Genomic DNA, 24,005 nt, shown 5'->3' on the forward strand with positions numbered 1-24,005 from the left:
AGAGCCCGCGGCTGTCTCGCTCCGAGACGTTCAGCGCGCAGGGGTCGTTGCAGGAGCAACGACCGGCGGCGGTGGCGGGCGCGATCGGGGAGGAGCCGTCGGTGGTCACCGAGCCGGGCGGCGGCCAGGGGGTCGCCAATACGACGACCGGACGCAATCGCCTGCTCAACGAATGGGGGCAGGAGCTCGAGACGCCGGTGCCGGTGTCGAATCCGCATCCGCGCCTGCCGCCGGCGCAAGGGAACCTCGGGATCCTCGTGGCGGCGTCGCTGCTGCTCGGAGTCATCATCGCGGCGTGGTGCTTCATGCCGGAGCCGCCCCGGAGCGGATCCGGGTCGAGGCCATGTCCACCGGGGCCTCGGAGGAGGAGATGGATGTCGACGAGGGGTCGCCCCGCGAGGCGAACGAGCCGCCTCCGTCGGCCGCGAACACGCGGAAGGTGGGGCCGCCAGCGGGCGCGACGACGCGGAGGGGCGGGCCGCCGGCGGGGGCCCATGCAGGGTCGGTGACGCCGTCGACGAGCGGGACGGCGAAGCTGGCGGCGGCGAATGTGGGGAGGGGGTCCGCGGTCGCGCACTCGAGCTCGGGCGCGGCGCCGCCCTGGGGCGCGAGCGGAGGGGCGGTCGAGGCGAGGCCGTCGAGCGCGAGTGAGAGGGCAGTCGAGGCGAGGCCGTCGAGCGCGAGTGGGGGGGCAGTCCGGGCGCTGTCGGGCGCGAATGCGGGGATGGTCGAGGGGGCGCTGCCCGGGGGGTACAAGGGGACGGTGGGGGCGCTGTCGGGCGCGAATGCGGGGATGGTCGAGGGGGCGCTGTCCGGGGGTACAAGGGGACGGTGGGGGCGCTGTCGGGCGCGAATGCGGGGATGGTCGAGGGGGCGCTGCCCGCTGCGAACAAGGGGGCGGGCGGGCCGCTGTCGGGCGCGCATACAGGGACGGTCGCGCCGCCCATGGCTGCGAACATGGAGACCGTCGGTTTGCATTCGGCCGCGAATGCGGGGACAGTCGCGCCGCCGTCGACTGGGGATACGGGGGCGACCGGCCCGCTGTCGGCTGGGAATACGAAGACGGTCGAGGAGGCGCTGCGCGCCGCGAGCCCTGGGGGTGGCGAACTGCTGCCAGTGGGGAACACGAGGACGGGCGCGGCTGGACGCACGAGGACGGGCGAACTGCTGCCGGTGGGGAATACGAGGACGGGGGAGCCGCCGACGGGGGCGAGCACGAAGGAGGTCGAGAAGGCGCTGGCTGCCGCGAACACGGGGATGGTCGTGCCGGGGGTGCCGGGTCAGGGTCGGGCGGACGAGGAGGTGGCGAAGACCGGCGAAGGGGCGGTCGGGTCGACCGGGCCGAACGAGGGGATCGATCCGGGGGCGGTGCAGCGGACCCGGCAACAGTTGATTCGAGCCCTGGCGGACTTCCAGACGACGGTCGAGGTGTGCGCGCGGGGGCGGGTGCTGATGGGAGCGGGGGTGTACGCGCTGGCAGTGACGCTCGAGATCGTGCCGCCGCGGCGCGAGCCACGGGTGGTGGAGACGCGTCGCAGCAAAGCCTCGTACCGGCCGATGCCGCCCGAGGTGAAACAATGCATCCTCGAGGCGCTGCGCCAGCGGGGGTGGGCGCCAATCCGGCTCCCGTGGTGATCGAACGAGAATTCCGGATCGAGTGAGGCAGATGCGAGGTCTTTGTGATGTGAGGCGCGCGCAGCAGGGAGGCGATCGGTGACGGCCGCGGCGTGGTTAGGCATGATGCTGGTTTTGGCGGGAGAGCCGCTCCCCGCGTGCAGCGGTCCGGTGATCCGCGCGTTCGAGGAGGGCCGCCACGTCGACGCGGCGCGCTCGGCGGAGACTTGCTGGGCGAAGTCCGGCGATCTGCGCGTGCTGCTGTTCGCGGCGCAGGCGCGGGAGGGAGCAGGGCACGCTTCGCACGCGGTCCGGCTGTATCAGCAGTACCTCGCGCGGGCGCCGGAGCAGGCGTCGGAGCGCCCCGGGGCGGCGGCGCGTCTGCAGGGGCTGATGACGCGGGTGGTTACGATCGCGGCCGAGTCGCCGGCGAGAGCTGGTGCTGCTGCTCGGCGGACGACCGGACGTGCTGCGGATCGATTGGCCCGGCGGGGACGGGGTCGTCCACCTCGAGCCAGGGACGTGGCGCCTGCTGGCGCGCGACGGCACCGTGCAGACCTTCGAGGTGCCGGGGACGGAGCGGCTGGTGATCGGGAGAGACCGGCTGGTGAGGACGAGTGCGCGGCCCGAGGTCGCGCCCGTGCCGCTGGCGGTGTCGGTGCGACCCGCGCGGGCGGCAGGTCCAGGGGCGCGGCTCGAGCTGCGTGCCGAAGCGGGTTCGGCGATCGTGGTGCCGGTCGAGCGGGCGACGATGCAGATGAGCATCGCTCCGGGACGATGGCGAGTGACGCTGCGGGCGCCAGGGCGCGAGACGGTGGAGCGGCCCGTGCGGGTGCAGGGGCCGATGGTGTTGGAGCTCGCGCCGCGGCTCGATCGCGTGACGCGGGCGCGGATAGGGCTCGGGATCGGGCTAGGGACTGCGTCGCTGGGGCTCGGGGCGTGGGGAGCGAGCTGGGTGGCGATGGGGCGAGGTCGGGCGTTCGGGAGCTTTGTCGAGGGCGGCGTCTACCAGGTCGAGGCGGCGCTGGATTCCTATGCGTACTGGATGGACGGAGCGGCGGTGCTGGCGGCAGGGGGCGGGACGCTGGGGGTCGCGGTGACGAACGCGGCGTCGGGGCGGCGCTTGCCGCTGGCGATCGAGACCGGTGCCGGCGCTGGCCTGGCGATCGCCGGGGCGATCTGGGGCGGCGCGGAGCGGCGAGATTGACGGAAGCGTCGAGCGCGCTCAAATCGTCGCCAGACCGGACCGAATACGGGCAATTGCTATACACGCACCGCTCGCGCGAGATGGCGGCCTCGGTGATGTTCGGGCTGGGACTCGGAATGGCGGCGGCGGGCGGGGTGTCGCTCGTGACGCGGCTGGCGGTCGGGCGCGGGCCGGAGCCGGTGCGTCGGCTCGAGCCGATCGGCGGTCCGACGTATCTGGGGATCCGCGGGCGATTCTGAGGAGAGTCATGCGCGGGGTGTTGATCGGGTTCACCGGGCTGATGTCGCTGGCCGCTCTGGCGGTGTTGATATTGCTGCTGCGCGCGCCGCAGGAGGTGGCGCCGGTGAGCCCTCCGGCGCCGCGCCTGGTGCTGCCGGAGGCGTCGGTGCGGTACGGGTCGGCGCGGCCGATGTGGGAGGTGGCGCTGTTCGTCGATCTCGAGTCGCCGGCGAGCCGACAGGTGTTTTCTCAGCTGACGCGCGTGGTGGCCGAGGGGCTGCTGATCGACGGGCCGGCCGAGTTGCGCTTGCTGCACGCGCCTCGAGGCGGGTGCGCGGGGAGCGAGCGCGGAGGCTTCGGCTGCGCGGCGGCACGGATGGTCGAGTGCGCGGAGGACATGTCTCGTGGGACAGGTATCGTACTGGCGGGGGAGGTGCTCGATCTGCAGTGGGCGCCGCCCGGACAGCGCGACATGGCGGCGGCGCTGCGGCTGGCGACGCGGCTCGGGCTCGACGCGACGGCGCTGACGCGGTGCGTGGCCGAGGCGCGGGAGATCGAGATTCGCGTGGCCGAGCAGGTGGCGTTCGCGGCGGCGCGGGGGCTGGCGCAGGCGCCGGGAGGGTTTCTCCGGCGCGCGGGCGAGCCCGATCGGGTAGCTCCATTCGCGGGGGATGTCACGGCGGAGGTGCTGCGGACGCTGTCGATGTGTCTGGCGCGCGGGCGCTGTGAGGAGGGGTCGTGATGGCGGTCGAGGTGGTGTTTTCCGAGACTGGCGTGGGCGCCGGGGGGAGGGGCCGTGATGGTGGTCGAGGTGGTGTTTCCGCGGCCGTCGAGCTGGCTGTCGCGCGGCGCCGGGGGGAGGGGCCGTGATGGTGGTCGAGGTGGTGTTTCCGCGGCCGTCGAGCTGGCTGGCGCGCGGGCGCTGCGAGGAGGGGTCGTGATGGCGGTCGAGGTGGTTTTTCCGGGGCTGACGCGGGGGCGCTGGGAGGAGAATTCGTGATCGCTCTCGAGCTCGAGCGCGGGGTCCGGGTCGGGCTGCTGGTGGCGGGGTTCCTCGCGCCGGTGGCGGTGGGGGTGGTGCTGCGGGTGGCGGGGCACAGTCCGGCGGTGCAGCAGACCCTCGGCGGGGCGGACGAACCGGCGGTGTGCGATGCGGCGCGGTTCGATGCCTTGCCCGGCGGGGACGCGGTGCGTGGCCGATCGCTGCGTGGCGGTCCGGATCGCCGAGCGGGCCGGGCCCGAGGAGTCCTGCGTGGGGCTGGAGTGTACGCCCGGGAACGAGTGCCATCGCTCGAGCTGCGTGCCGGTCGAGAAGCTGCCGGTGGCCCCGCCGGCCTGTCGCGAGCCGACAGTGAAGCGGGCGCTCGAGGCGCTGAGCCGCAGCTGCGTGCAGGCGAGCGGCGATCAGGAGGCGACGCTGCTGAATTGCCGCACGGAGGTGTGGAGCCGGATCAGCCAGTCCGACGCGCGCTTCGAGGAGCTGGTGATGACGATGCCGGGGGCGTTCTCGGTGTTCTTTCCCAACGGGCTGCCGGACGGGCGCGGGACGTGGCCCAACGCGGCGGTGCGGCGCGGCTACGCGGAGGCGATCGCGACGCACGCGGAGGCGCTGCGGGCGGCGCGGCTGATCCTGGTGATCGGCCGGGCGAGCGTGAGCGGCGGGGAGGACGAGAACCGCGAGCTGGCGGAGCGGCGGGCGAAGCTGGTGGAGGGGATCCTGGTGGAGCTGCTCGGGCCCGGGCACCGGCAGATCTTTCCCTGGGGACTGGCGGCCGACTTCACGCTGTCGATGCACGCGATGCGGCAGCGCATGCGGGCGCCGCCGATCGCAGCGGACGCGGCGGCCGTCGAGGCGTTGGCGAGCCTGCAGCGGCCGGAGTTCGACCTCGCTTCCTTGAGCGAGGCGGAGTTCACGAGGGTGAGTCACATGCTCAACCGGGTGACGTTCGTGGTGCCGATCCCGTGCGACGGCCATGAGTTCAACCCGCTGCCGGCGTTGCGCGGGCGGTGGACGGAGACGGAGACGAGACCATGATCCGCTTGATCTTCGAGCGTAAGGGTGCGGCCGGTCCGGCCGAGACGCGGGTGTTCTCCCAGTCGGTGGTGACGGTCGGTCGGGAGCCGGGCGCCGCCGGCCCCGACCAGGCGACGTGGGTGCTGGCCTATCCGGATGTGTCGCGCCAGCAGTGCCGATTCACGCGCACCGGGGAGGTGGTGTGCGTGGAGGGGCTCAGCGAGCGCAGCGGGACGTTCGTCGACGGGCGGCGGATCGCGGGCGTCACGAGGCTCTCGCCGGGCGCGGTGGTCCGCTTCGGGAACTGCGAGCTGCGCCTGCTCGCCGATGTCACGATCGGGAACCACGAGCCGGCGCGGGCGGGGAGATCCGCGATGTCGTGCCGCCGCAGCCGGCGCAGGCCGTGCCGGCGCCGAAGCAACCGGCTGTGCTGGTGCCGGAGCGGGCGGAGTCGGCGGGGACGAAGGAGCCGGCGAAAGCTCGGGCGGAGTCGGCGGGGGCGAAGGAGCCGGGGCGGGCGCCGGTGGAAGAGCCGGTCGAGGGGCAATCACATGTCCCGGAGGACATGTCGCCGATCGTCGCGCAGGCGCGCCGGTGGGACGAGCTCGGGCGACCGTCGCGCGAGCTGCTGCGCGACGGGGCGCTGGTGCGGCGCGGGCGGGCGTGGCTGCGCGGCGGGGGCTCGCTCGGCGGCGCGGGGGCGCTGGTGCGGGTGTACCTCGACGCGAGCGCGCGGGCGCGGCGCTACCAGTGGCAGCGCGTGGGCTTCGCGGCGGGGTGGCTCGGCGCGGCGGTGCTCGGCGGCGCGGGGACGGCCCACGTGTTCGCGGAGGGGCTCCGCTTCGACCGGCAGGCGCAGGCGGAGCCGGGGATCCGGCGCTGTCAGACGAATGTGCAGTCCGAGGCGGACCAGATGGTCGGGCAGGCGGATGCGGTCGCCGACGACGCGGCGGCGCTGCTGATCGCGGCGCTGGCGGTGCAGGTCGCGGAGGACGGCGGTTGCCTGGCGACCGCGCGGGCCGAGCGGGAGCTCCGTCGCCGCCTGGCCGGGCAGAGCAGCCGGATCTTGAGCCGGTCGCACGCGAGCGCGGTGGCGGCCGCGAGCGTGCAGGCGCAGGGCCGCCTCGCGGTCACGGTCGGCAGCGAGGGCGAGGTGTGGGTCTGGGATCTCGAGGGCGGGGGCGGTCCGAGGGAGCTCGAGGTTCGCGCGAAGGCGGTGGCGTGGAGCGAGGACGAACAGTGGTTGGTGACGGGCGGCGCGTCGGGCGAGATCGAGATCTTCGACGCGAAGGTGTGGCCGCCGGAGTCCAGGACGACGCTGTCGCAGCACCGCGACCGCATCTCGGCGCTGGCGATCGACCCCGGGAGCCAGTTGCTGGCGTCGGGGGACGAGCGCGGGGTGCTGCGCCTGTGGTCGTTGCGCGGAGCGGCGACGGGCGAGCCGCTCGGGGAGCCGAGGCAGGTCGCGGCGCCGATCGAGACGCTCGCGTTCGACGGCAACGGCCGGCGCCTGGTCGCGCTCGCGGGCGGACGGGTGCAGGTGTGGTCGACCGCGGCGGGGCGACTGTCGGACCCGCAAGCGCTGGCGACCGAGGGCGTGACGGCGCTGGCGATCAGCCGCAAGGGCGATCGCCTGTTGACGGGCGACAAGGTGGGGCAGCTGTTTCTGTGGCGGCCGCAGCAGCTGTCGCGGGGCCAGCGGGTGCGGGAGCCGTTCCAGAGCCCGATCGCGGCGGTGGCGTTCGTGCCCGAGACCGACGGCGCGCTGGCGGCGACGGCCGACCGCGAGCTGGTGTACTTCGATCTCGGGGCGCCGCAGCGGCAGCAAGAGCTGTATCAGAGCGTGCGCTTCGAGGCGCTGGCGGAGCCGCCGCGGCAGCTGGTGGTGGCGGGGCAGCGGGCGATCACGGTCGGCGAGGCGGGCATCGCCGAGGTGTGGGATCTGCTGCACAAGCAACGCAAGCCGCTGCTGCGGCTCGACGCCCAGCGGGCGGTGACCGTGATGGCCGCGGCGGGGCAACAATCGACGCTGGTGACCGGCGGGCTCGACGGCACGGTGCGGGTGTGGGACCTGTTCGGCGACGGCGGTCGCGGGGCGCACGTCCGCAGCGATCACCGCAGCCGGATCCGCGACGTCGTGGTCGATCCGGCGGGGCGGATCCTGGCCAGCGCGGGGGCCGATCAGACGGTGCGGGTGTACACGATCGACGGCGAGGCGACCGCGGCCGTGGCGCCGCTGGCCAAGTTCTCGGTGCGGAGCCCGATCCAGTCGCTGGCGATCAGCAGCGACGGGCACTGGCTGGCCGGGGTCGGCGAGGGCGAGGTGGTGGTCTGGGATCTCGGCTCGCGGGCAGGCGGCGCGGCGATGTCGGTGCGGCACGACCTCGTGCGCTTCGCGGGCTGGAGCGACGAGGGGCGCGCGCTCATCACGGCCGGCAGCGACGGCAGGGTCAAGGAGTGGCGCCACGACGCGGGGAAGGGCGTCATGCTGGCGGGGGCGGAGTGGACGGTGGGCGGCGAGCTCGAGGCGCTGGCGGTGTCGGCGGCGCACGTGGCGGTCAGCGCGAAGGTCGGGGAGAAGCAGCGCGTGCTGTACACCTGGCCGCTCGGCGAGGGTGGGGCGGCCGAGCCGGGGGTGCTCGAGAGCAAGGGGTCGTCGCTGACGGGGCAGCTGGTGTTCGACGCGCAGGGGGGCCGCCTGGCGATCGGTTACGGCGACGGGCGGGTGTACACGTGGAAGCTCGAGCAGGGCGCGTTCGTGGCGACGGCGCCGTACACGAGCTCGGGCGGGGTGGTGGCCCTGAGCTTCTCGACGCGGGGGAAGCTGGCGATCGGCAACGCGTTCGGGGAGGTGATCGTCATGCACCCGGAGGAGCGGGAGTCGGCGCGCGTGCGAGCGACGCATTCGCGGCCGGTCTCCGGGATCGGCTTCGGCGCGGACCCCGAGGTCGTGGTGTCGGCCGCGCTCGATCCACGGGTCGTGCTGTGGCGCGGCGAGCGGGACATGGACCTGCTCGGGCACACGGGCCCCGTCACGCGCCTCCTCACCGATACTCAGGGACGCTTCGCGGTCACCGCGAGCGACGACGGTACGGTGCGGGTGTGGCCGCTGCGCGCCGAGGGGCTGGTGCAGCTGGTGTGCGCGACGAACGGGCGGGGGCTTCGCGCGGAGGAGTGGACGCAGCACCTGCCGACCGCGGAGCGACGGCGGCTGTGCCCGACGCTCGAGGGCGCGTAGGCTCGCTGGCAGGAGCCACGACGGGAGCAGGCGCGGTGTCGCCAGGATGGCCGAGCCCGCCCCGAGCGGCGCGCGTGTGCGGCCGGAGAACTTGGCGACGCGGTGATTGTCTCTGCGCCCATGCAGCGCACCGCCGTGCTCCTCGCCGTGCTAGCGACCCTCTTGCCCGCGTCGGCCGCGGCCGACCGGCTGGCGTCCGCCCGCGGGCAGCCGCTGACCGAGGTGTCGCACGAGGCGACGGTGCGGATCGAGGACGGGATCGCCCGTTACGGCGTGCGCCGGACCTTCGCCAACGCCGGCACGCGGGCCGAGGAGGCGGCGTTGCGCATCGACCTCGCCCACGGCGCGGCGGTGACCGGCTTGCGGATCCGCGCTCGCGACCGCTGGTACACCGGTGAATTGATGGAGGCCGAGGAGGCGCTCGCCAAGTACCGCGAGCTGACCGGCATCGGCGCGTGGGAGGCGAAGGACCCGGCGCTGCTGCAGTGGGTGTGGGCCGACTCGGTGCACCTGCGGGTGTTCCCGGTGCTGGCGGGCACCGTCCACACCGTCGAGTACACGCTGACCGCCCCGCTCGAGTACCGCGACGGCCGCTACGTGATCACGTATCCGCGGCCCAGCGCGAGCACCGAAGGTACGCTGCCGCTGGCGACGCCGATCTTGCGCGTCGACCCGGGCCACGGCGACGCGCGCACGGTCGTCCGCGTCAGCGGGAACCGCGTCGCGCCCGATGCCGCGGTCGTGCTCGCGCCGCCGCCGAAGCCCGAGTGGGTCGGCGACGGCGAGCCCGATCCGGGAGCGGGATACGTGTTCAGCCGCCTCGAGATCGAGCGCGACGAACCGGTGCTCGCCGCCGAGGTCAACCTCGAGATCGACCACACCTTCTCCGCCGACCTGCGGGTCCACCTCGTCACGCCCGCCGGCGAGCACGTCGAGGTCACCCGCGGTAACAGCGGCAGCAACGACATCCGCGGCACGTTCAAGCTCGACCTGCCCGCGCCGGCGCCGAAGAGCACGAATGAACCTGTCCCAAAGGGCATGTCGTCGCTCGGCGCGTGGCACCTGGTCGTCTCCGATCACGCCGGCTTCGACGTCGGCAGCCTCGACGCCTGGTCGCTGACGCTGACCCCGGCCAAGGCCGGCGCGGCGCCGATCCGCGCGACCGCGGTCGGCCTGCCGCGCTTCATCCCCGACGCGCCCGACGGCGACGGCAACGGCGACCACGTCGTGATCGAGGTCGAGCCGCCGCCGCTCTCTACGTTGGCCGCTCGCCTCGGCCGCGTCGTCGCCTCGGCCGAGCACGGCTTCACCCGTCTCGAGATCGACGCCGCGCCGCGCCTGCGCGAGCTGCCGCGCCGCGCGTCGGTCGTGTTCGTGCTCGACGTGTCGCGCTCGGTGCCCGAGGCGGAGACCGCGGCGCAGCTGCGGATCGTCGAGGCCTATCTGTCGCACGTGCCCGACGCGTCGGTCGAGCTGGTCGTGTTCGACCGGACGGCCCGCCGCGCGTTCGGGCAGTTCGTCGCGGCGAAGGACTTCGCGGCCGCGCTGGCCAAGGCGCGCGCCGCCGGGACGCTGACCGGCGGCAACGGCAGCGCGCTCGAGGAGGGCCTGGGGCTCGCCGCGACCGCATTGCAGGGCCGCCACGGGCCGACGCGGATCGTCGCGCTGACCGACGCGCTGCTGCGCACCCGCTTCCGCAACGCGCTGGCCGACCCGGCGCTCGCGCAGGCGCCGGGCGCGACGATCACTCACCTCGTGATCCCCGAGGAGGACAGCGAGGCGTGGATCCGCCGCGACGACGCGCACGACCTGGCGCCGATCGTCGACGGCCATCGAGGCGTGCTGTTCGCCGTGTCGGCCCCCGAGGGCGACAAGGCGCTGGCGAAGACGGTGCTCGGGCTCGTGCGGCCGATCGCCATCGACCACTTCGCGATCCGCGGCGTCGACCTGTCCGAGGCGCAGGAGGTGCCCGAGACGCTGCGCGAGGGGGCGGGATATCGGGCGATGACCGGCGCGAAAGACCCGACGCGCAGCGTCGTCATCACCGGCAAGATCTGGGCGACCCCGTTCCGCAGGGTCGTCCGCCACGAGCCGGGCTTCGACGCCGCGACCGCCGCGTTCGTGTTCTCCGAGGACGAGCATGACGAGCTGACGAAGGAGGAGATGCTGCGCGTCGCGTTCGCCGGCCGCGCGGTCTCGCCGGTCACCTCGTACCTCGCCACGGAGCCCGGCGTCCGTCCGTCGACCGAGGGCCTGCTCGGCGAGGAGATCGGCGAGTCGTTCGGCGTTGGCGGGCTCGGCATGGTCGGTGCCGGCGGGGGCGGGGGCGGGTCCGGCGGGGCGCCGTTGCCCTCATTCGAGAGCCTCCTGGCCCCCGCCGTCGAGCGCTGCGTCGCCGCGCACAAACCGGCGAGCGGCTGGAAGGTCGAGCTCGAGCTCGAGACGACCGGCGTCGAGATCGTGGACGTCCTGGCGACGAGCGCCCGCGGCAAGGGCATGGACGAGTGCCTCGTCGAGGCGGCCTGGCAATTGATGCTTCCGAGCGGCGACTGGCCGTTCCGCGAGACGCACAAGGTCAGCCTCGGCTGAGAAGCTCGCCGGACGAATCCCGAACACGCCACCGCGCGAGGCCGATCGCCCTGCCCCGCCGTGGCTACTGAAACGAATGCTCCGGACGTCCTGGCCCGTCCTCCTCGTGCTCGCCTGCGCCTGTCCGCTCAGTCAGGCCGACACACGAGCACGAGCACCGTCGGCGTCACTGGCGGCAGCCGGCGTCTTCGGGGCCGCAGCGGAAGCGGACGTGGACGTGGTGCTCGTGGTTGTCGCTGTGGGTGACGACGGCGGGGATGCCGGCGCGCGGCTGGACCATGCGGTCGATGTCGCTCGGGGACAGGCCGGCGCGCTGGGCGGCGTCGCGGAGCGCCGGGTGGAGCGCGCGATCGAGGAAGACGTTCTGGACCGCCCCGGTGTCGTGCAGCGCCTGCACGAGGCGGAACGCGGCGTCCCAATCGACCTCGATCGGCTGCGGTCGGCACCACGTCGTGCCGCAGTGCGCGCAGCGCTGCGCGTCGCTGCGGTAGACGCCGTGCTCGATCGGCAGCCAGATGTCGACGTCTCGACCTGACTGATGGGACAGGTGACGACCGTAGCCGCCGCCGTCCTGCTTGCTCAGGTCGCCGACGACGATCTGCCCGTGATAGTTGTAGACCTCGCGCAGGCGCACCATCGCGGTCTGCAGCTGATGCAGCGTGTGCGACGAGGCGACCGCGTGGCGGGTGCAGCGGACGTCGAAGAAGTCGGTGGCGTGGAGGGTCACGCCGTCCTTCAACTCGCCCTCGCCGGGGGTGCCCTCGGACCGGCCGCCGCTCGGGGTCTCGGGGGTGGCGAGGTCACGGACCGCGGGCAGCTGGCTGGGGTCGGTCCAGACGTCGACCACGTCGCCCGCGGCGAGGGTCGCTGGGCGGCGGGGGTTGAGGCGGCGGAGCTCGTCGAGGGTCATGCCGTGGCGCCGGGCGACGCTCTCCCACGTGTCGCCGGGCCCGACTTCGACGCGGCCGGGGCTGCGCCGGGTCACGGGTCGTGTGGTGCAGACCGCGATGGCCTGGCCAGGCGTGAGGGCGGCGCCCGGGCTGAGGTCGTTGTCGGCGGCGAGGCGGCGCGGGTCGACGTCGTAGCGCGCGGCGATCTCGTCGAGGGTCTCGTGCGCCGCGACTGGATGGGTGATCGGCCGGCAGTGCAGGCTCGGCGGGCCAGGCGAGGTCTCGTCGTCCGCGGCTAGCTCGGGGAGCGGCGTCGCGGGGGCGGGGGCGTCGGCGGGACCTGCCGCGCCCAGGCTCGGCCCGGCGAGCAGCGCTGCGACGAGGGCGCCCGGCACGAACCCCGCGAGCAGCCAGCGCAGGCCCTGATGACGGCGCCGTCGCGCCGCGCTGGCCGCGAGCCACGGCTCGAGCTGCTCGGGCCGGCCCGCGAGCCCCACTGCGCGGACGAGGCGCTCGCCCGCCAGCAAGAGCCGCGCGGGCCGGCGCCGCGCCTCCCATGCGGCGGCGGCCTGGCAGAGCTGCTGCGCGAACTGAAGCGCCACGGTGGCCTCGCCGGCGCTCCACTCGTGCGGCTCGACCGCCATCTGCTCGGCGATCGCCTCGGTCCCGAGGTGCGCGCGGCGGGGCATGACCTGCAGCAGGTGGTAGCCGATGCCGATCCGGTCGCCCTCGCGCAGGACGGTGGGCTGGATGCAGCGCAGGCCGTTGATGAGGGTCCCCGCGGTCGAGCCGCGGTCGACGAGGGTGAGCCGGCCCTGTTGCTCGTAGATCCGGCAATGCACGGCGGCGACGTCGGGGCCGTCGAGCACGAGGTCCGACTCGCGCGAGCTGCCGATCTTGAGCTCGCGCCGGCCGACGAGGGAGATGAAGCGCTCCTGGCCGTCGCGGCCGAGGTGCCGCAGGACGGTGGCGTCGCTGGCGAAGCTGTCGCCCCAGTGGGTCACGGGCGGGAGGCGGCGAACAGGCCGAGGCCTGCGAGGATGACGAGGCCGAACAGGATGTTGATGGTGATGAGCTTCTTCTCGAGCGTCCAGGGCCCCTTCAGCCAGCGCTGCCAGGCGGGCGCGGGCGAAGCGACGGGCGCGGAGGGCGGGCGCAGGAGCATGGGCGGCATCTGCTTGACGAACACGGTCGCGCTCGGGTTGTTGACGACCGAGGTGACCTCGCTGACCGGCTGCGCCGGCACGCCCGGGTCGGTCTCGAGGATGTACTGGCCCTGCGTCGCCGGGATGATGACCGTGACCGCGCCGTCGTCCTGCGGCTGGGCCTGGGGCTGCAAGTGGAGCACGACGGTCTCGGCTTGTTGCCTCCGCATGCGCGAGGGCAGCGTGGCGGTGGCCGCCGTCAGCTCTCCGGAGGCGTGCCGTGAGCGCTGGAACACCTCGGTGACGATGTCGCCGTCGTCGCTGTCGACAGGCGCCGGGCGATGGGCCGCGGCGACCGCGACGCGACGCCGCGGCTCCTTGTCGAGCAGCGCCAGCAGCAAGCTCTCGGCCTCGGCGGGCAGTTCGGGCGCCAGAGTGCGCGGTGACGGCGGCGCGGCGTGCAGGTGCTGCATGGCCACCACGTTGGGCGGACCTTGGAACGGGCGCTGCCCGGTGAGCGCCTCGAAGAGGACGAGCCCGAGCACGTACAGATCGGTCGCGTGCGCGGGCGGCGAGCCCTGGAGCTGCTCGGGCGCCTGATAGACCACCGCGAGGTCGGCGTCGATGCGCGTGCCCTCGTCCTCGCGCTCGCCGCGGAGCTGAGCCAGGCCCCAGTCCAGCAGGCGCACGCGGACCTGACCCGCCGGGTCCGTGGAGATCCGGATGTTGCTGGGCTTGAGGTTGCCGTGGACGAGCCCCGCGTGGTCGGCAGCGGCGAGCGCGGCCGACACCTGCAGGAAGATGCCGCGAGCCTGCGACCACGCGAGCCGGTCGCCGCGGCGACGCACGCTCTCGAGGCTCTCGCCGGCGGCGAGCTCGAGCGCGAAGAAAGCGTCCGGGCCGTCGACGCGGGCCTCGTACAGCGGGATCGCCCGCGCGTCCGGGAGCGCGGCCGCGGCCCGCCCGACCTCGGCGACGCGCCGCAGCGCCGCGGCGCCGCAGCGGTCGCCGTCGAAGACCTTCACCGCGCACGCGAAGTCCCGCTCCCGGTGCTTGGCCAGGAACACGTGACCCCAGGGACCACCCCCGAGGGGAGCCGAGAGCTCGTAGTCCCCGAGCGTGGTCCCGACGAGCGACGCGTGGCGGTGGGCCTGGTTCATCGCTCACTCCTTCTCCAGCTTCCCGACCAGCGACAGCTCGAAGGACGCGCCCTCGTACTTGAGGTGCGGCACGACCTTGAGGTTGCAGCGGTACCAGCCGACCTGGCCCGGGACCTCCTCGACCTTGACCTCGGCCTCCTTGAGCGGCTTGCGCGAGCGGACGTCCGGCGGCGGGTCGGGCATGTTCGACACGTACTGGCGGATCCACTCGTTGAGCTCGCGCTCGAGGCGGGCCTGGTCCTTCCACGTGCCGATCTGCTCGCGCTGCAGGACCTTGAGGTAGTGCGCCAGGCGAGTGACGACGAACATGTACGGCAGGCGGGTGCCGAGCATGAAGTTGCGCTGGGCCGCCTGGCCCTTCTCGGTGCGCTGGAACACCTTGGGCCGCTGCACCGAGTTGGCCGAGAAGAACGCGGCGTTGTTGCTGTCCTTGCGCGGGATGAGGGCGATGAAGCCCTGCTCGGCGAACTCGAACTCCTTGCGGTCCTCGATGGCCGCCTCGCACGGGTTTTTGGTCACGAGCTCGCCGCCCTGGTGGTACTGGTGCAGCGGCAGGTCGAAGACCGCGCCGCCGCCGAGCGGGCCGATGATGTTGGGGCACCAGCGGTACTTGGCGAAGGAGTCGGCGATCTTGGCCGTGAGCGCGACCGAGGCCGGGCCCCACAGATATTGTCGTGCTTGTCGATGACCTGCTCGTCGAAGTTGAAGTCGCGGACCTTGAGCTCGCTCTCGCGGCCGCCGTAGGGGGCGCGCAGCAGGAACCGCGGCATGCACAGGCCGACGTAGCGCGCGTCCTCCGACTCGCGGAAGGCGTTCCACGTCTGGTAGCGCGGGTGCTCGAACATCGCCTGCAGGTCCTTGAGCTGCGGGATCTCGGCGAACGACTGCTTGCCGAACATCGCCGGCCCGACGTTGGCGAGGAACGGCACGTGGGCCATCGCGCCGATCTGCGCGCAGCCGCGGAGCAGCTCGACGTCCTCGGTGCCCGGGCCGAAGTCGTGGGTCGAGCACATCACCCCGTACGGCTTGCCGCCGAACACCCCGATCGCGTCCTTGTAGATCGTGCGATAGAGGCCGGTCTGGGTCACCTCCGGGGCGTCGCGGAAGTCGGTCAGCAGGTCGTCCTTGGTCGCGTGCATCAGCTCGAGGCGGACGTTCTCGCGGAAGTCGATCGCGTCGACCAGATACTTGACGCCGCGCCAGGCCGTCTCGAGCGCCTTGATCGCCGGGGCGTGGAGGAGCGCGTTGACCTGCGCGGTGAGGCGGCGGTCGATGTCGGCGATCAGCGCGTCGATGCGGTCGCCGGCGACCTTCTTGTTGGTGGCCGCGTCGGGGTCGCGCAGCAGGCTGCCGAGCAGGTCGCTCAGGCCCTGGCGGCTGGCCTTGCTGTCGGGGCTGAGCTTGCCCTCGTCGAGCAGCTCGGCCAGGAGCGAGCCGCCGCCTTCGAGCGGACTGCCCATCACGCCGCGCAGGAGATCGTTGTTGCGTTGCTTCTCCAGGTCTTCCATGGTGCTGTCCTCCGCCGAATCAGGGCTGGTCCTCGAGGCCGAGCTCGCGCATGAGCTGGGCGCGCTTGTCCGGGTCCTTCAGGACGGCCTGGATCCGCTTCATGAAGGTCGGCACGTTGCCGAGCGGGTCCTTGAGCTGCTTGAGGGCGTCGCGGAGCTCCATCAGCTCGCGCAGGCGGTCGACCTTGTGGGCGATGCCCTCGGGGCGGAAGTCGTTCAGGCCGTCGAATTGCAGCGAGAGGTTCAGCGGGCCCTGGTCGGGCGCGAGGTGATTCTCGACCTCCACCGACGCCTGCAGCTTTTGCGCCTTCATGACCTCGGCGAAGTTCTCCTTATTGATGTCGATCGGCTTGCGCTCCTCGACCGGCCGCTCGTCGGGCGCGCCGGTGAAGTCGCCGAGCATCAAGATCCGCAGGGGTAGCTCGATATCCTCGGCGGCGTCGCCCAGCGCCGACTTGTAACGAATGTTGACGCGCTCTTTGGGAGCAGTGGACACTTCTCGGTCATTTACCATCACGAGATGTTTATCCGGCGACGGCGAGGTCGTCCAGAGAAAATGCATCGAGGTAGTTCGTGGGGAGAATGGGACGCGGAAGATGCGATTGGAATTTTGGTGATTCAGACTACAGAGATGACCGTCGATGCGGTGAGTGGGCGGGGCTCGGCGGTGAAAAACCGAACGAGAACAACGCCGTATTCGCTTGAATGCAGTCCAGCTCACCAAAGCTGCAAAGGGCCTGGGCGGCCCTCCTGTCGTGGTTTTCGCGTGGTTTTGCGTGCAGAAAGGTCTGGCGGGTCGCGCTCGCGCTCTGCTATGATGGCGGCATGGCTGAAACAGTGCACCTGTACCTCAAGTCGAATGGGCAAGATATCCCGGGCGAGAGCTCGCAGTTCGACCTCGGGCGTGAAAACTCGATCGAATGCCTGGTGTTCAAGGACAACGTCCGGACCGCGCGCGAGCTCGGGAGCCGGGCGGCGGTCGGGCGCCGGGTCCACGAGCCGGTGGAGATCGTCAAGCGGATCGACAAGAGCTCGCCGCTGCTGGCCAAGGCGCTGTGCCGCAACGAGAAGATCGACGCGGAGTTCAAGTTCTTCCGCCCGAGCCCCAAGGGCGACGGCACCACCGAGCAGTTCTTCACGGTGAAGATCGAGAACGCCCGCGTCGACTGCATCGAGCGCCACTCCCCGAACGCGATCGATCCGGCGGAGTCCAAGGCGCCGCCGCTCGAGACGATCCGCTTCGTCTATCACACGATCCGCTGGATCTACGTGCCCACCGGCGCCGAGTTCGAGGACAGCTGGAGCCGCTCGGACGGCTGAGCCGCGGCGCCCGGCGCTGTCTTTATGATGTCCCGGGCGCGGCCTGCGTCGCGCCCGCGGTTTAGATCCTTTTGGTGGGCTCCCCCCGCATGCGCATCGAACCCAAAGCCATCGTCCGTCGCCTCAATACGACCTGCACGGCGCTGCTCGAAGCGGCCGTCGGTCACGCCGCCGGCAGCAGGTACTACGAGATCGTGCCGGAGCACCTGCTGCTGGCGATCCTCGGCGCCGACGACACCGACGCGCGGGCCCTCCTGCTCCACGCCGGGCAGGACGTCGCGCGGCTGCGGGGGCGCGTGCAGCGGGTGCTCGAGCAGATGCGCACCGGCAACGCCGGCCGGCCGGTGTTCGCCGAGAGCCTGTTCCAGTGGCTCGAGGACGCGTGGGTGCTGGCGTCGCTGCAATACGGGGCGCACGAGCTGCGCACCGGGCACCTGCTCTTGATGTACGCCAGCCGGGCGCACCGCTACTCGGCCGAGGTTCATCCGGAGCTGGCGGCGCTGGCGATCGAGGCGCTGCGGCGCGAGTTCGAGGCGATCACCGCGGGGACGAAGGAGGCGGCGCTGGCGACCCCGCCGGCGGGCCAGGCGGGCGGCGCCGACGCTCCGACCGCGGCCGCGGCCCAGGGCGAGCAGGCGCTGCTCCGGTTCACGACGTCGCACACCGAGAAGGCGCGGCAGGGCAAGATCGACCCGATCTTCGGGCGCCACGCGGAGATCCGCCAGCTCGCGGAGATCCTGGCGCGGCGGCGCAAGAACAACCCGATCATCGTCGGCGAGCCGGGCGTCGGCAAGACGGCGCTGGTCGAGGGGTTGGCGCGGGCGATCGTCGAGGGCGACGTGCCGCAGCCGCTCCGCGGGGTCAAGCTGCTCGAGCTCGACATGGGGCTCCTGCAGGCCGGGGCCGGGGTGCGCGGCGAGTTCGAGAAGCGGCTCAAGGCGGTGATCGAGGAGGTCAAGGCGTCGACGCGGCCGATCGTGCTGTTCATCGACGAGGCGCACACGATCGTCGGCAAGGAGAACGACGCGGCCAACCTGCTCAAGCCGGCGCTGGCCCGCGGCGAGCTGCGGACGATCGCGGCCACGACCTGGTCGGAGTACAAGAAGTACTTCGAAAGGACGCGGCGTTCGCCCGCCGGTTCCAGCCGGTCAAGGTCGACGAGCCGTCCGAGGAGCAGGCGCTGGTGATGCTCCGCGGGCTGCGGGCGACCTACGAGGCCACGCACAAGGTGACGATCCGCGACGAGGCGCTGGTCGCCGCGGTCAAGCTGTCGCACCGCTACATCGCCGGGCGGCAATTGCCGGACAAGGCGGTCGACCTGCTCGACACCGCGGCGACGCGGGTGCGCATCGAGCACGACGCGAAGCCCGAGGCGATCGTGGCCCACGAGGAGCGGCTGGCGGCGCTGGGCCGCGAGCTCGAGCTGCGCAAACGGGAGCACGAGGAGGGCGCGGCGATCGACGGGGACGCGCAGGCGGAGGTGGAGGGCCGGCACGCGGGGGTCCAGGACGCGCTGGCGACGCTGCGCGGGCGCTGGGAGGCGGAGCGAGCGGCGCTCGCCGAGGTCGAGGCGGCGCGCGAGCGGCTGCGCCAGGGCGAGGCCGGCGAGGAGGCGCGCACGGCCAAGCGGGCGGCGGACGAGCGGTTCCAGGCGATCGGCGGCGAGGACCGCCTGATCCACGCGGAGGTCGACGCGGACGCGGTGGCGCGCGTGGTCGAGACGTGGACGGGGATCCCCGCCGGCAAGATGCGCAGCGATACGCTCGGCGCGCTGCTGTCGCTGCAGGACCGGCTCGGCGAGCGCGTGCGCGGGCAGGCCAGCGCGGTGCGCGTGGTGGCCGAGACGCTGCGCATCGCGGCCGCGGGGATCCACAACCCGAGCACGCCGCTCGGGGTGCTGCTGTTCGTCGGGCCGAGCGGGGTCGGCAAGACCGAGACGGCCACGGCCCTCGCCGATCTGCTGTACGGCGGCGAGCGCTTCATGACTGCGATCGCGATGTCGGAGTTCCAGGAGAAGCACTCGGTGTCGCGGCTGATCGGCTCGCCGCCCGGATACGTCGGCTACGGCGAGGGCGGCGTGCTGACCGAGGCGGTGCGACAGCGGCCGTACTCGGTGGTGCTGCTCGACGAGTGCGAGAAGGCCGACCTCGAGGTGATGAACCTGTTTTATCAGGTGTTCGACAAGGGCACGCTGTCCGACGGCGAAGGTCGCGTCGTCGACTTCAAGAACACGGTGGTGATCCTGACGAGCAACCTGGCTTCGAAGCTGGTGATGCAGCGGGCGAGCCAGCCGGGGTGTACTGCCGAGGCGATCGCGGAGGCCATCCGGCCGGCGCTCAGCCGCCACTTCAAGCCGGCACTTCTGGCGCGCATGACGATCGTGCCGTTCTTGCCGCTGCCGCCCGAGGTGCTGCGCGAGATCACCGAGCTCAAGCTGGGGGCGTTGAAGCGGCGGCTGTGGGACAGCCACAAGATCGAGGCGAGGTTCGCGTCCGAGATGGTCGACGACCTGGCGCAGCGCTGCACCGAGTCGGAGGCGGGGGCGCGCAACGTCGAGGCGATCTTGCGCAGCTCGTTGATGCCGACGCTGAGCCAGAAGCTGCTCGAGGCGTTCGCGGCCGGCCAGGCGGTGCGCGAGGCGGTGGTCGGGCTCGGCGGCGAGGGGTGGCAGATCGAGCTTCGATAGGAGCGGATGTCGATGAACGTGATGTCGCAGTCGCAGCGGCGCTGCTCGGGAATCGAGCGTCCTTCTCGATCGCCATCGAGGGTGTCCCGCCAGGGATCGGTGTGGTCCGCTTCAGCGGGCAGGAGGGCCTGTCGACGCTCTACGAGTTCCAGGTCGAGATCGCGGCCGGGGACCTCGAGCTGTCGTCGGTGGTCGGCAAGGCCGCGACTCTCCGGATCGAAGGGAGCGCGGGGGCGCGGCAGGTCCACGGCGAGGTCGCCAGCATCGAGTACGTCGGCGAGTCGCGGCGCTATCAGTTGTACGAGCTGACCCTCGTGCCGCGCGCGTGGAAGCTGCTCCACCGCCATAATTGCCGCGTCTTCCAGCACAAGAGCACGCCCGAGATCGTCGCCGAGGTGCTGCGCCAGGCCGGTCTGTCGCGCGATGATTTTCGCTTCGCGCTGGTCGCCGGCTACGCCCCGCGGAACTACTGCGTGCAGTACCGCGAGAGCGACCTGGCGTTCGTCAGCCGTCTGCTCGAGGAGGACGGGATCTTCTACGCCTTCGAGCACGGCGAGGCGCGGGCGACGATGGTGTTCGGCGACGACGGCGGGGCGCAAGCGGCGATCTCCGGCGATCCGGTGGTGTGGTTCAATCCCGGCGGCGAGCTGCGCGACCGGGAGCACGTGGACGCCCTGCGGGTCGTCGAGAGCGTGCGGCCCGGCAAGGTGTCGCTGCGCGACTTCAACTTCCACAAGCCGGAGCAGGCGATGGACGTCGACGCGAGCGCGAAGCGAGACGTCGACCTCGAGGTCTACGACTACCCGGGAGAGTTCCAGGAGCCGAGCGCGGGCGGGCCGCACCAGGGCAAGTCGCTGGCGAAGATCCGCCTCGAGGCGCTGCAGGTGGGGCGTCGACAGGCGGCGGGGACGAGCGACTGTATGCGGCTGGTGCCGGGCCACAGCTTCGTCCTGCAAGGGCACCGGCGCATCGAGCTGAACCAGGAGCTGCTGCTCACGCAGGTCTCGCACCAGGGCAATCAGCCGCAGGTCCTCGACGAGGACGCGGCGCAGGGCTCGTTCTCCTACGGCAACCAGTTCACGTGCATCGACAAGAAGACGCCGTGGCGGCCGCCGCGGCGCACGCCGCGACCGGTCGTGCGGGGCGTGCAGTCGGCGACGGTCGTCGGGCCCGGCGCCGAGGAGGTGTTCACCGACGCCCAGGGGCGCGTGCTGGTCCAATTCCACTGGGACCGCGAGGGCCAGCACGACGAGAACTCGTCGTGCTGGGTCCGCGTGTCGCAGGCCTGGGCCGGGCTCGGCTGGGGCGCGATGTTCATCCCGCGCGTGGGCCACGAGGTGCTGGTCGACTTCATCGAGGGCGACCCCGACCGCCCCATCATCACCGGGCGCGTGTACCACGCCAACAACTCGACGCCGTATCCGCTGCCGGACGAGAAGACGAAGAGCACCATCAAGTCGGAGAGCTCGCCGGGGGGCGGCGGCTTCAACGAGCTCCGCTTCGAGGACCGCAAGGGCGGGGAGGAGGTGTTCCTCCACGCGCAGCGCGACCTCAACGAGGTGGTGCTCAACGACAACAGTCGCAACGTGACGGCCGACCAGACGTTCACGGTCGGCGGCAACCAGAGCTTCACGATCACCGGGAACCGCAGCGTGTCGGTGACGGAGGGCGACGAGTCGCTCACGGTCGTCGCCGGCAAGAGCACGACGACGGTGAAGATGGACCGCAGCGTGACGGTGCAGTCGGGGAACAGCTCGCTGACGGTGCAGTCGGGGAACAACTCGCTGACGGTGCAGTCCGGCACGCACTCGGAGACCGTCCAGAAGTCGATCTCGTCGACGTCGAAGACGGCCAGCATCAGCTTGACCGCGCAGACGTCGGTCAACATCAAGGCGAAGACGGCGGCGCTGGTGGCGACGGCCAAGAGCGCGGTGATCCTCCGCTCGCAGACGTCGGTGATGCTGCTCAAGGCGCTCCAGTCCGTGATCGTGAAGTCGGTGACGGCGAAGCTCGGGCTCTCGGGCAAGGCCGAGGTGTCGCTGGAGTCGACGAGCTCGACGCTGATGTTGAAGAGCAAGGGGAAGGCGACGCTGGAGTCGAAGGACTCGGTGGACATCGCGGCCCCGAACGCGGTCGCCGTCGCTGCGAAGGCGGTCGAGGTCCGCGGAAAGACGATCAAGCTCGTGGCCGCGGACGAGATCTCGCTGCAAGTAGGGGCGAGCGCGATCACGATCAAGGGTGACGGGGTCACGGTATCGGGCCCCAAGATCAACAGCACTGCGATCGGGGTCCACGAGATCTCGGGCGCGCTGATCAAGATCAACTGAGGGCATGGATGCGCGCGCTCCGTCAGCTCGAGCGACAACTCGTCGACTTCATCGCCGGGCACGAGCATGGGCTCTGCGTGCTGGACGGTGAGCCGGCGCAGCTCCCGTGGGTGTACGCAGCGTTGCAGCGGCTCGACGCGACCTCTTCGGACGTGTTCTTGCCGTTCCCGCACGCGTTCGCGTCGAGCGACGCCTACGCCGGTACGATCGCCGAGGGGCTCCTCGCCACCGCGCGCGAGGTGGCCGGTGACGCGCAGCTCGAGCTGCCGCGAGCGTGCATCGATCCGCGACGAACCGCGGTGGAGCGAGTGCGGGCGGCCCTCGAGTTCGGACGCGCCCAAATGTTGGCTCCTGGGGCAGGTTCCCCGCGTCTGGTGGTGGTGCTCGTGCCCCTGACGGTCGAGGACGAGGATGCGGCGGCCGCGTTCGTGAGAGGCCTGGTGACGGCTCCGGCGGGCTGGCCGCCGTGGTTTCACCGCATGCGGATCTTCCTCCACGCCCGGCGATGTTCGTTCGCAGAGCTGCCTCGGTTCGTGGGCAGCATGGCGGTGGACCTGTCGCCGGCGGCGCTGCAGGCGAGCGTCGTCGAGGAGGCGCAGGACCCGGATGCACCGCCGCAGCGGCGCGCGGAGGCGCTGCTCCAGGCGGCGGCGCTCGACGCCGTGAGCGGGCGCCACGAGGCAGCCGTGGTCGGGTATCGCCAGGTTCACGCGTGGGCGGACCACGCGAAGAGCCCGGTGCTGGCCGCGCTGGCGCTGCACGGCATCGGTGACGTCGCATATGCGCGAAGAGACATGCTCGAGGCGCTCGCCTGGTACGAGCGCGCGCTGGTTCCGGCGAGCTCGACCGGGGCAGCGCTGGTGATGCTCATCGTCACGCAGAGCCTGGCTCGGCTGTATTTCGAGCTCGACCGGCGGGCCGACGCGGAGACGTTCTACGACGGTGCACAGCGGCTGGCGATGGTGGTGCCCGACGCGACCAGTCACGCGCAGGCGCTGCAGTGGCGCGGGCGCCTGCAGGAGCTCCGCGGGGCCGTCGATGACGCGGCGACCAGCTATCTGGCGGCCGCCCGGGTGGCGCGAGAGCACGAACATTCGGCGCTGCTGGACGAGCTGCGGCCGCGCCTGCACGCGAGCGTGCTGCGGGTCTCGGAGCCGCTGCGGCGGGAGCTCGCGGCGTTCCTCGGAGGTGGGCAATGAGCACGGTGGCGGTATTGGCGACGCCGCGAGAGCAACCGCCGCCCCAGCCCGCCAATCCGGCGCGGACGCTGCAGGAGGGGATCGGGAAGGCGATGGGGATGGTCAACGCGCCGGTGGACATGTTCAACGAGGGGTTCGCCAAGGCGACGGCGGGGTTGGCGAAGGTGTGGCCGTCGTTCCCGGCGGCGACTGTCGGCTCGCTCGCGGTGGGATTGCCGCACGCACACTTGCCATTGCCGATGGTGGTGCTGCCCGTGATCGGCGCCACGCTGATGGGCTGTTGCGTGTCGGTGTTGATCAACGGGCTGCCTGCCGCGCGGGTCGGCGACATCGGTCTGAACCCGACCTGCCTCGGGTTGCCGTTGCCGGGCTTCGAGATCTTCACCGGCTCGTCCAAGGTGTTCATCGGCGGGGCGCGAGCAGCCCGCATGTTCGACATCACGAAGCACTGCTGGCCGCCGCCGCCGAAGTGGAAGGCGGGTGCGGCGATGGCCAAGGTCGTGCGGGGGGCGAACGCGGCGATGATGGGCATGATGGTGGCGGGGATGGGCGCGCAGGTGGCCGGCGTCGTTGCCGACAGCGTCGATTCGGCCGACGCGACGGACCCGGCGGTCGCGGAGGGGTTCGCCCTCTCCGCGCAGATGGGCGCTGCGCAGCTTGCGATGGACGCCGCGGCGATGGCGATGGGCATGCTGATGGGGAAGCCGCCCTGCATCGGCTCACCGACCGGCGCGATCCTGCTGGGCGCGCCGAACGTGGTCATCGGCGGCTTTCCGGTGCCGAGCGGGATGGCGGCGTTACAGCGCAAGCTGGCCGGCGCCGAGCTGCCGCCGAAGAAGCGCGGCAAGCTCGAAGAGAACCAGCAGGGCAACAAGACTTGCAGGTAGGC

General features: G+C 72.1%; 18 protein-coding genes and 3 pseudogenes. 16 read left to right on the forward strand and 5 right to left on the reverse strand.

What is annotated here, in order from left to right; all coding sequences use genetic code 11:
* Window positions 1-303: 303 nt before the first annotated feature.
* Window positions 304-756 (reverse strand): hypothetical protein, encoded by a 453-nt coding sequence (locus OV079_RS47420; RefSeq protein ID WP_267776704.1) that lies wholly within the window; start codon window positions 754-756, stop codon window positions 304-306.
* Window positions 757-831: 75 nt separating this feature from the next.
* Between OV079_RS47420 and OV079_RS47425 the strand changes: the two genes are divergently transcribed.
* The 9 genes and pseudogenes from OV079_RS47425 (at window position 832) to OV079_RS47460 (ending at window position 10,881) form a co-directional block, all read left to right on the forward strand.
* Window positions 832-1,635 carry a hypothetical protein gene (locus OV079_RS47425; RefSeq protein ID WP_267776705.1) on the forward strand — a complete coding sequence of 268 codons (804 nt, stop codon included), beginning with the start codon at window positions 832-834 and terminating at the stop codon, window positions 1,633-1,635.
* Window positions 1,636-2,053: 418 nt separating this feature from the next.
* A complete protein-coding gene (locus OV079_RS47430; RefSeq protein ID WP_267776706.1) occupies window positions 2,054-2,821 on the forward strand; it encodes a hypothetical protein in 768 nt (255 codons plus the stop codon).
* Window positions 2,818-3,060 carry a hypothetical protein gene (locus tag OV079_RS47435; RefSeq protein WP_267776707.1) on the forward strand — a complete coding sequence of 81 codons (243 nt, stop codon included), beginning with the start codon at window positions 2,818-2,820 and terminating at the stop codon, window positions 3,058-3,060. Before OV079_RS47430 ends, OV079_RS47435 begins: the two co-directional genes overlap by 4 nt.
* Before the next feature lie 8 nt (window positions 3,061-3,068).
* Complete coding sequence (locus OV079_RS47440; RefSeq protein ID WP_267776708.1) at window positions 3,069-3,782, forward strand: DsbA family protein; 714 nt, start codon at window positions 3,069-3,071, stop codon at window positions 3,780-3,782.
* Between the two features lie 54 nt (window positions 3,783-3,836).
* A complete protein-coding gene (locus tag OV079_RS47445) occupies window positions 3,837-4,040 on the forward strand; it encodes a hypothetical protein (RefSeq protein WP_267776709.1) in 204 nt (67 codons plus the stop codon).
* Window positions 4,041-4,232: 192 nt separating this feature from the next.
* Entirely contained in the window at window positions 4,233-5,075 is an 843-nt protein-coding gene (locus tag OV079_RS47450) for an OmpA family protein (protein WP_267776710.1), read from the forward strand.
* Window positions 5,072-5,344: pseudogene (locus OV079_RS59785) on the forward strand (FHA domain-containing protein); the annotation flags it as partial. The gene OV079_RS47450 and the pseudogene OV079_RS59785, both read left to right, overlap by 4 nt.
* A gap of 89 nt (window positions 5,345-5,433) precedes the next feature.
* Window positions 5,434-8,292: a WD40 repeat domain-containing protein gene (locus tag OV079_RS56825; RefSeq protein ID WP_267776711.1), complete on the forward strand. Its 2,859-nt coding sequence runs from the start codon at window positions 5,434-5,436 to the stop codon at window positions 8,290-8,292.
* Window positions 8,293-8,412: 120 nt separating this feature from the next.
* Window positions 8,413-10,881: a VIT domain-containing protein gene (locus tag OV079_RS47460; protein ID WP_267776712.1), complete on the forward strand. Its 2,469-nt coding sequence runs from the start codon at window positions 8,413-8,415 to the stop codon at window positions 10,879-10,881.
* 166 nt (window positions 10,882-11,047) lie between these two features.
* Here the strand turns inward: OV079_RS47460 and OV079_RS47465 are convergent, their stop codons facing one another.
* The 4 genes and pseudogenes from OV079_RS47465 to tssB form a co-directional block, all read right to left on the reverse strand.
* Entirely contained in the window at window positions 11,048-12,775 is a 1,728-nt protein-coding gene (locus OV079_RS47465; protein WP_267776713.1) for a penicillin-insensitive murein endopeptidase, read from the reverse strand.
* The gene (locus tag OV079_RS47470; RefSeq protein WP_267776714.1) at window positions 12,772-14,076 is read right to left on the reverse strand and encodes a protein kinase domain-containing protein; all 1,305 of its coding nucleotides are present in this window, start codon (window positions 14,074-14,076) and stop codon (window positions 12,772-12,774) included. Before OV079_RS47470 ends, OV079_RS47465 begins: the two co-directional genes overlap by 4 nt.
* A gap of 3 nt (window positions 14,077-14,079) precedes the next feature.
* Window positions 14,080-15,536 (reverse strand): annotated as a pseudogene (gene tssC, locus OV079_RS59790) (type VI secretion system contractile sheath large subunit).
* 67 nt (window positions 15,537-15,603) lie between these two features.
* Window positions 15,604-16,080: a type VI secretion system contractile sheath small subunit gene (gene tssB / locus OV079_RS47485; protein ID WP_267776717.1), complete on the reverse strand. Its 477-nt coding sequence runs from the start codon at window positions 16,078-16,080 to the stop codon at window positions 15,604-15,606.
* Between the two features lie 329 nt (window positions 16,081-16,409).
* On the opposite strand from tssB, the gene tssD reads away from it, so the two are divergent.
* The 7 genes and pseudogenes from tssD (at window position 16,410) to OV079_RS47515 (ending at window position 24,003) form a co-directional block, all read left to right on the forward strand.
* The gene (gene tssD, locus OV079_RS47490; protein WP_267776718.1) at window positions 16,410-16,904 is read left to right on the forward strand and encodes a type VI secretion system tube protein TssD; all 495 of its coding nucleotides are present in this window, start codon (window positions 16,410-16,412) and stop codon (window positions 16,902-16,904) included.
* 89 nt (window positions 16,905-16,993) lie between these two features.
* Window positions 16,994-17,299 (forward strand): annotated as a pseudogene (locus OV079_RS60695) (Clp protease N-terminal domain-containing protein); the annotation flags it as partial.
* A 48-nt stretch (window positions 17,300-17,347) separates the two neighbouring features.
* Window positions 17,348-18,091, forward strand: coding sequence for an AAA family ATPase (locus tag OV079_RS47495; RefSeq protein WP_420829595.1), 744 nt, complete (start codon window positions 17,348-17,350; stop codon window positions 18,089-18,091).
* Window positions 18,091-19,590: an AAA family ATPase gene (locus OV079_RS47500; RefSeq protein WP_267778809.1), complete on the forward strand. Its 1,500-nt coding sequence runs from the start codon at window positions 18,091-18,093 to the stop codon at window positions 19,588-19,590. Before OV079_RS47495 ends, OV079_RS47500 begins: the two co-directional genes overlap by 1 nt.
* The gene (locus tag OV079_RS47505) at window positions 19,569-21,917 is read left to right on the forward strand and encodes a type VI secretion system Vgr family protein (RefSeq protein ID WP_267776721.1); all 2,349 of its coding nucleotides are present in this window, start codon (window positions 19,569-19,571) and stop codon (window positions 21,915-21,917) included. The genes OV079_RS47500 and OV079_RS47505 overlap by 22 nt, the downstream gene beginning before the upstream one ends.
* An 8-nt stretch (window positions 21,918-21,925) precedes the next feature.
* Window positions 21,926-23,116, forward strand: a complete 1,191-nt coding sequence (locus tag OV079_RS47510; protein ID WP_267776723.1) for a tetratricopeptide repeat protein — start codon at window positions 21,926-21,928, stop codon at window positions 23,114-23,116.
* A complete protein-coding gene (locus OV079_RS47515) occupies window positions 23,113-24,003 on the forward strand; it encodes a PAAR domain-containing protein (protein ID WP_267776725.1) in 891 nt (296 codons plus the stop codon). Before OV079_RS47510 ends, OV079_RS47515 begins: the two co-directional genes overlap by 4 nt.
* Window positions 24,004-24,005 lie beyond the last annotated feature (2 nt).

Origin of the sequence: Nannocystis pusilla, from assembly GCF_026626665.1 — a bacterium.
Taxonomy (GTDB): domain Bacteria; phylum Myxococcota_A; class Polyangia; order Nannocystales; family Nannocystaceae; genus Nannocystis; species Nannocystis pusilla.

What these genes read in the sequence shown, in the direction of transcription:
- OV079_RS47440 (WP_267776708.1), top strand. Translation starts at nt 3,069, where the DNA reads ATGCGCGGGGTGTTGATCGGGTTCACCGGGCTGATGTCGCTGGCCGCT.
- OV079_RS47460 (WP_267776712.1), top strand. Translation starts at nt 8,413, where the DNA reads ATGCAGCGCACCGCCGTGCTCCTCGCCGTGCTAGCGACCCTCTTGCCC.
- OV079_RS47470 (WP_267776714.1), bottom strand. Translation starts at nt 14,076, where the DNA reads ATGAACCAGGCCCACCGCCACGCGTCGCTCGTCGGGACCACGCTCGGG.
- tssD (WP_267776718.1), top strand. Translation starts at nt 16,410, where the DNA reads ATGGCTGAAACAGTGCACCTGTACCTCAAGTCGAATGGGCAAGATATC.
- OV079_RS47495 (WP_420829595.1), top strand. Translation starts at nt 17,348, where the DNA reads ATGTACGCCAGCCGGGCGCACCGCTACTCGGCCGAGGTTCATCCGGAG.
- OV079_RS47500 (WP_267778809.1), top strand. Translation starts at nt 18,091, where the DNA reads ATGCTCCGCGGGCTGCGGGCGACCTACGAGGCCACGCACAAGGTGACG.
- OV079_RS47510 (WP_267776723.1), top strand. Translation starts at nt 21,926, where the DNA reads ATGCGCGCGCTCCGTCAGCTCGAGCGACAACTCGTCGACTTCATCGCC.
- OV079_RS47515 (WP_267776725.1), top strand. Translation starts at nt 23,113, where the DNA reads ATGAGCACGGTGGCGGTATTGGCGACGCCGCGAGAGCAACCGCCGCCC.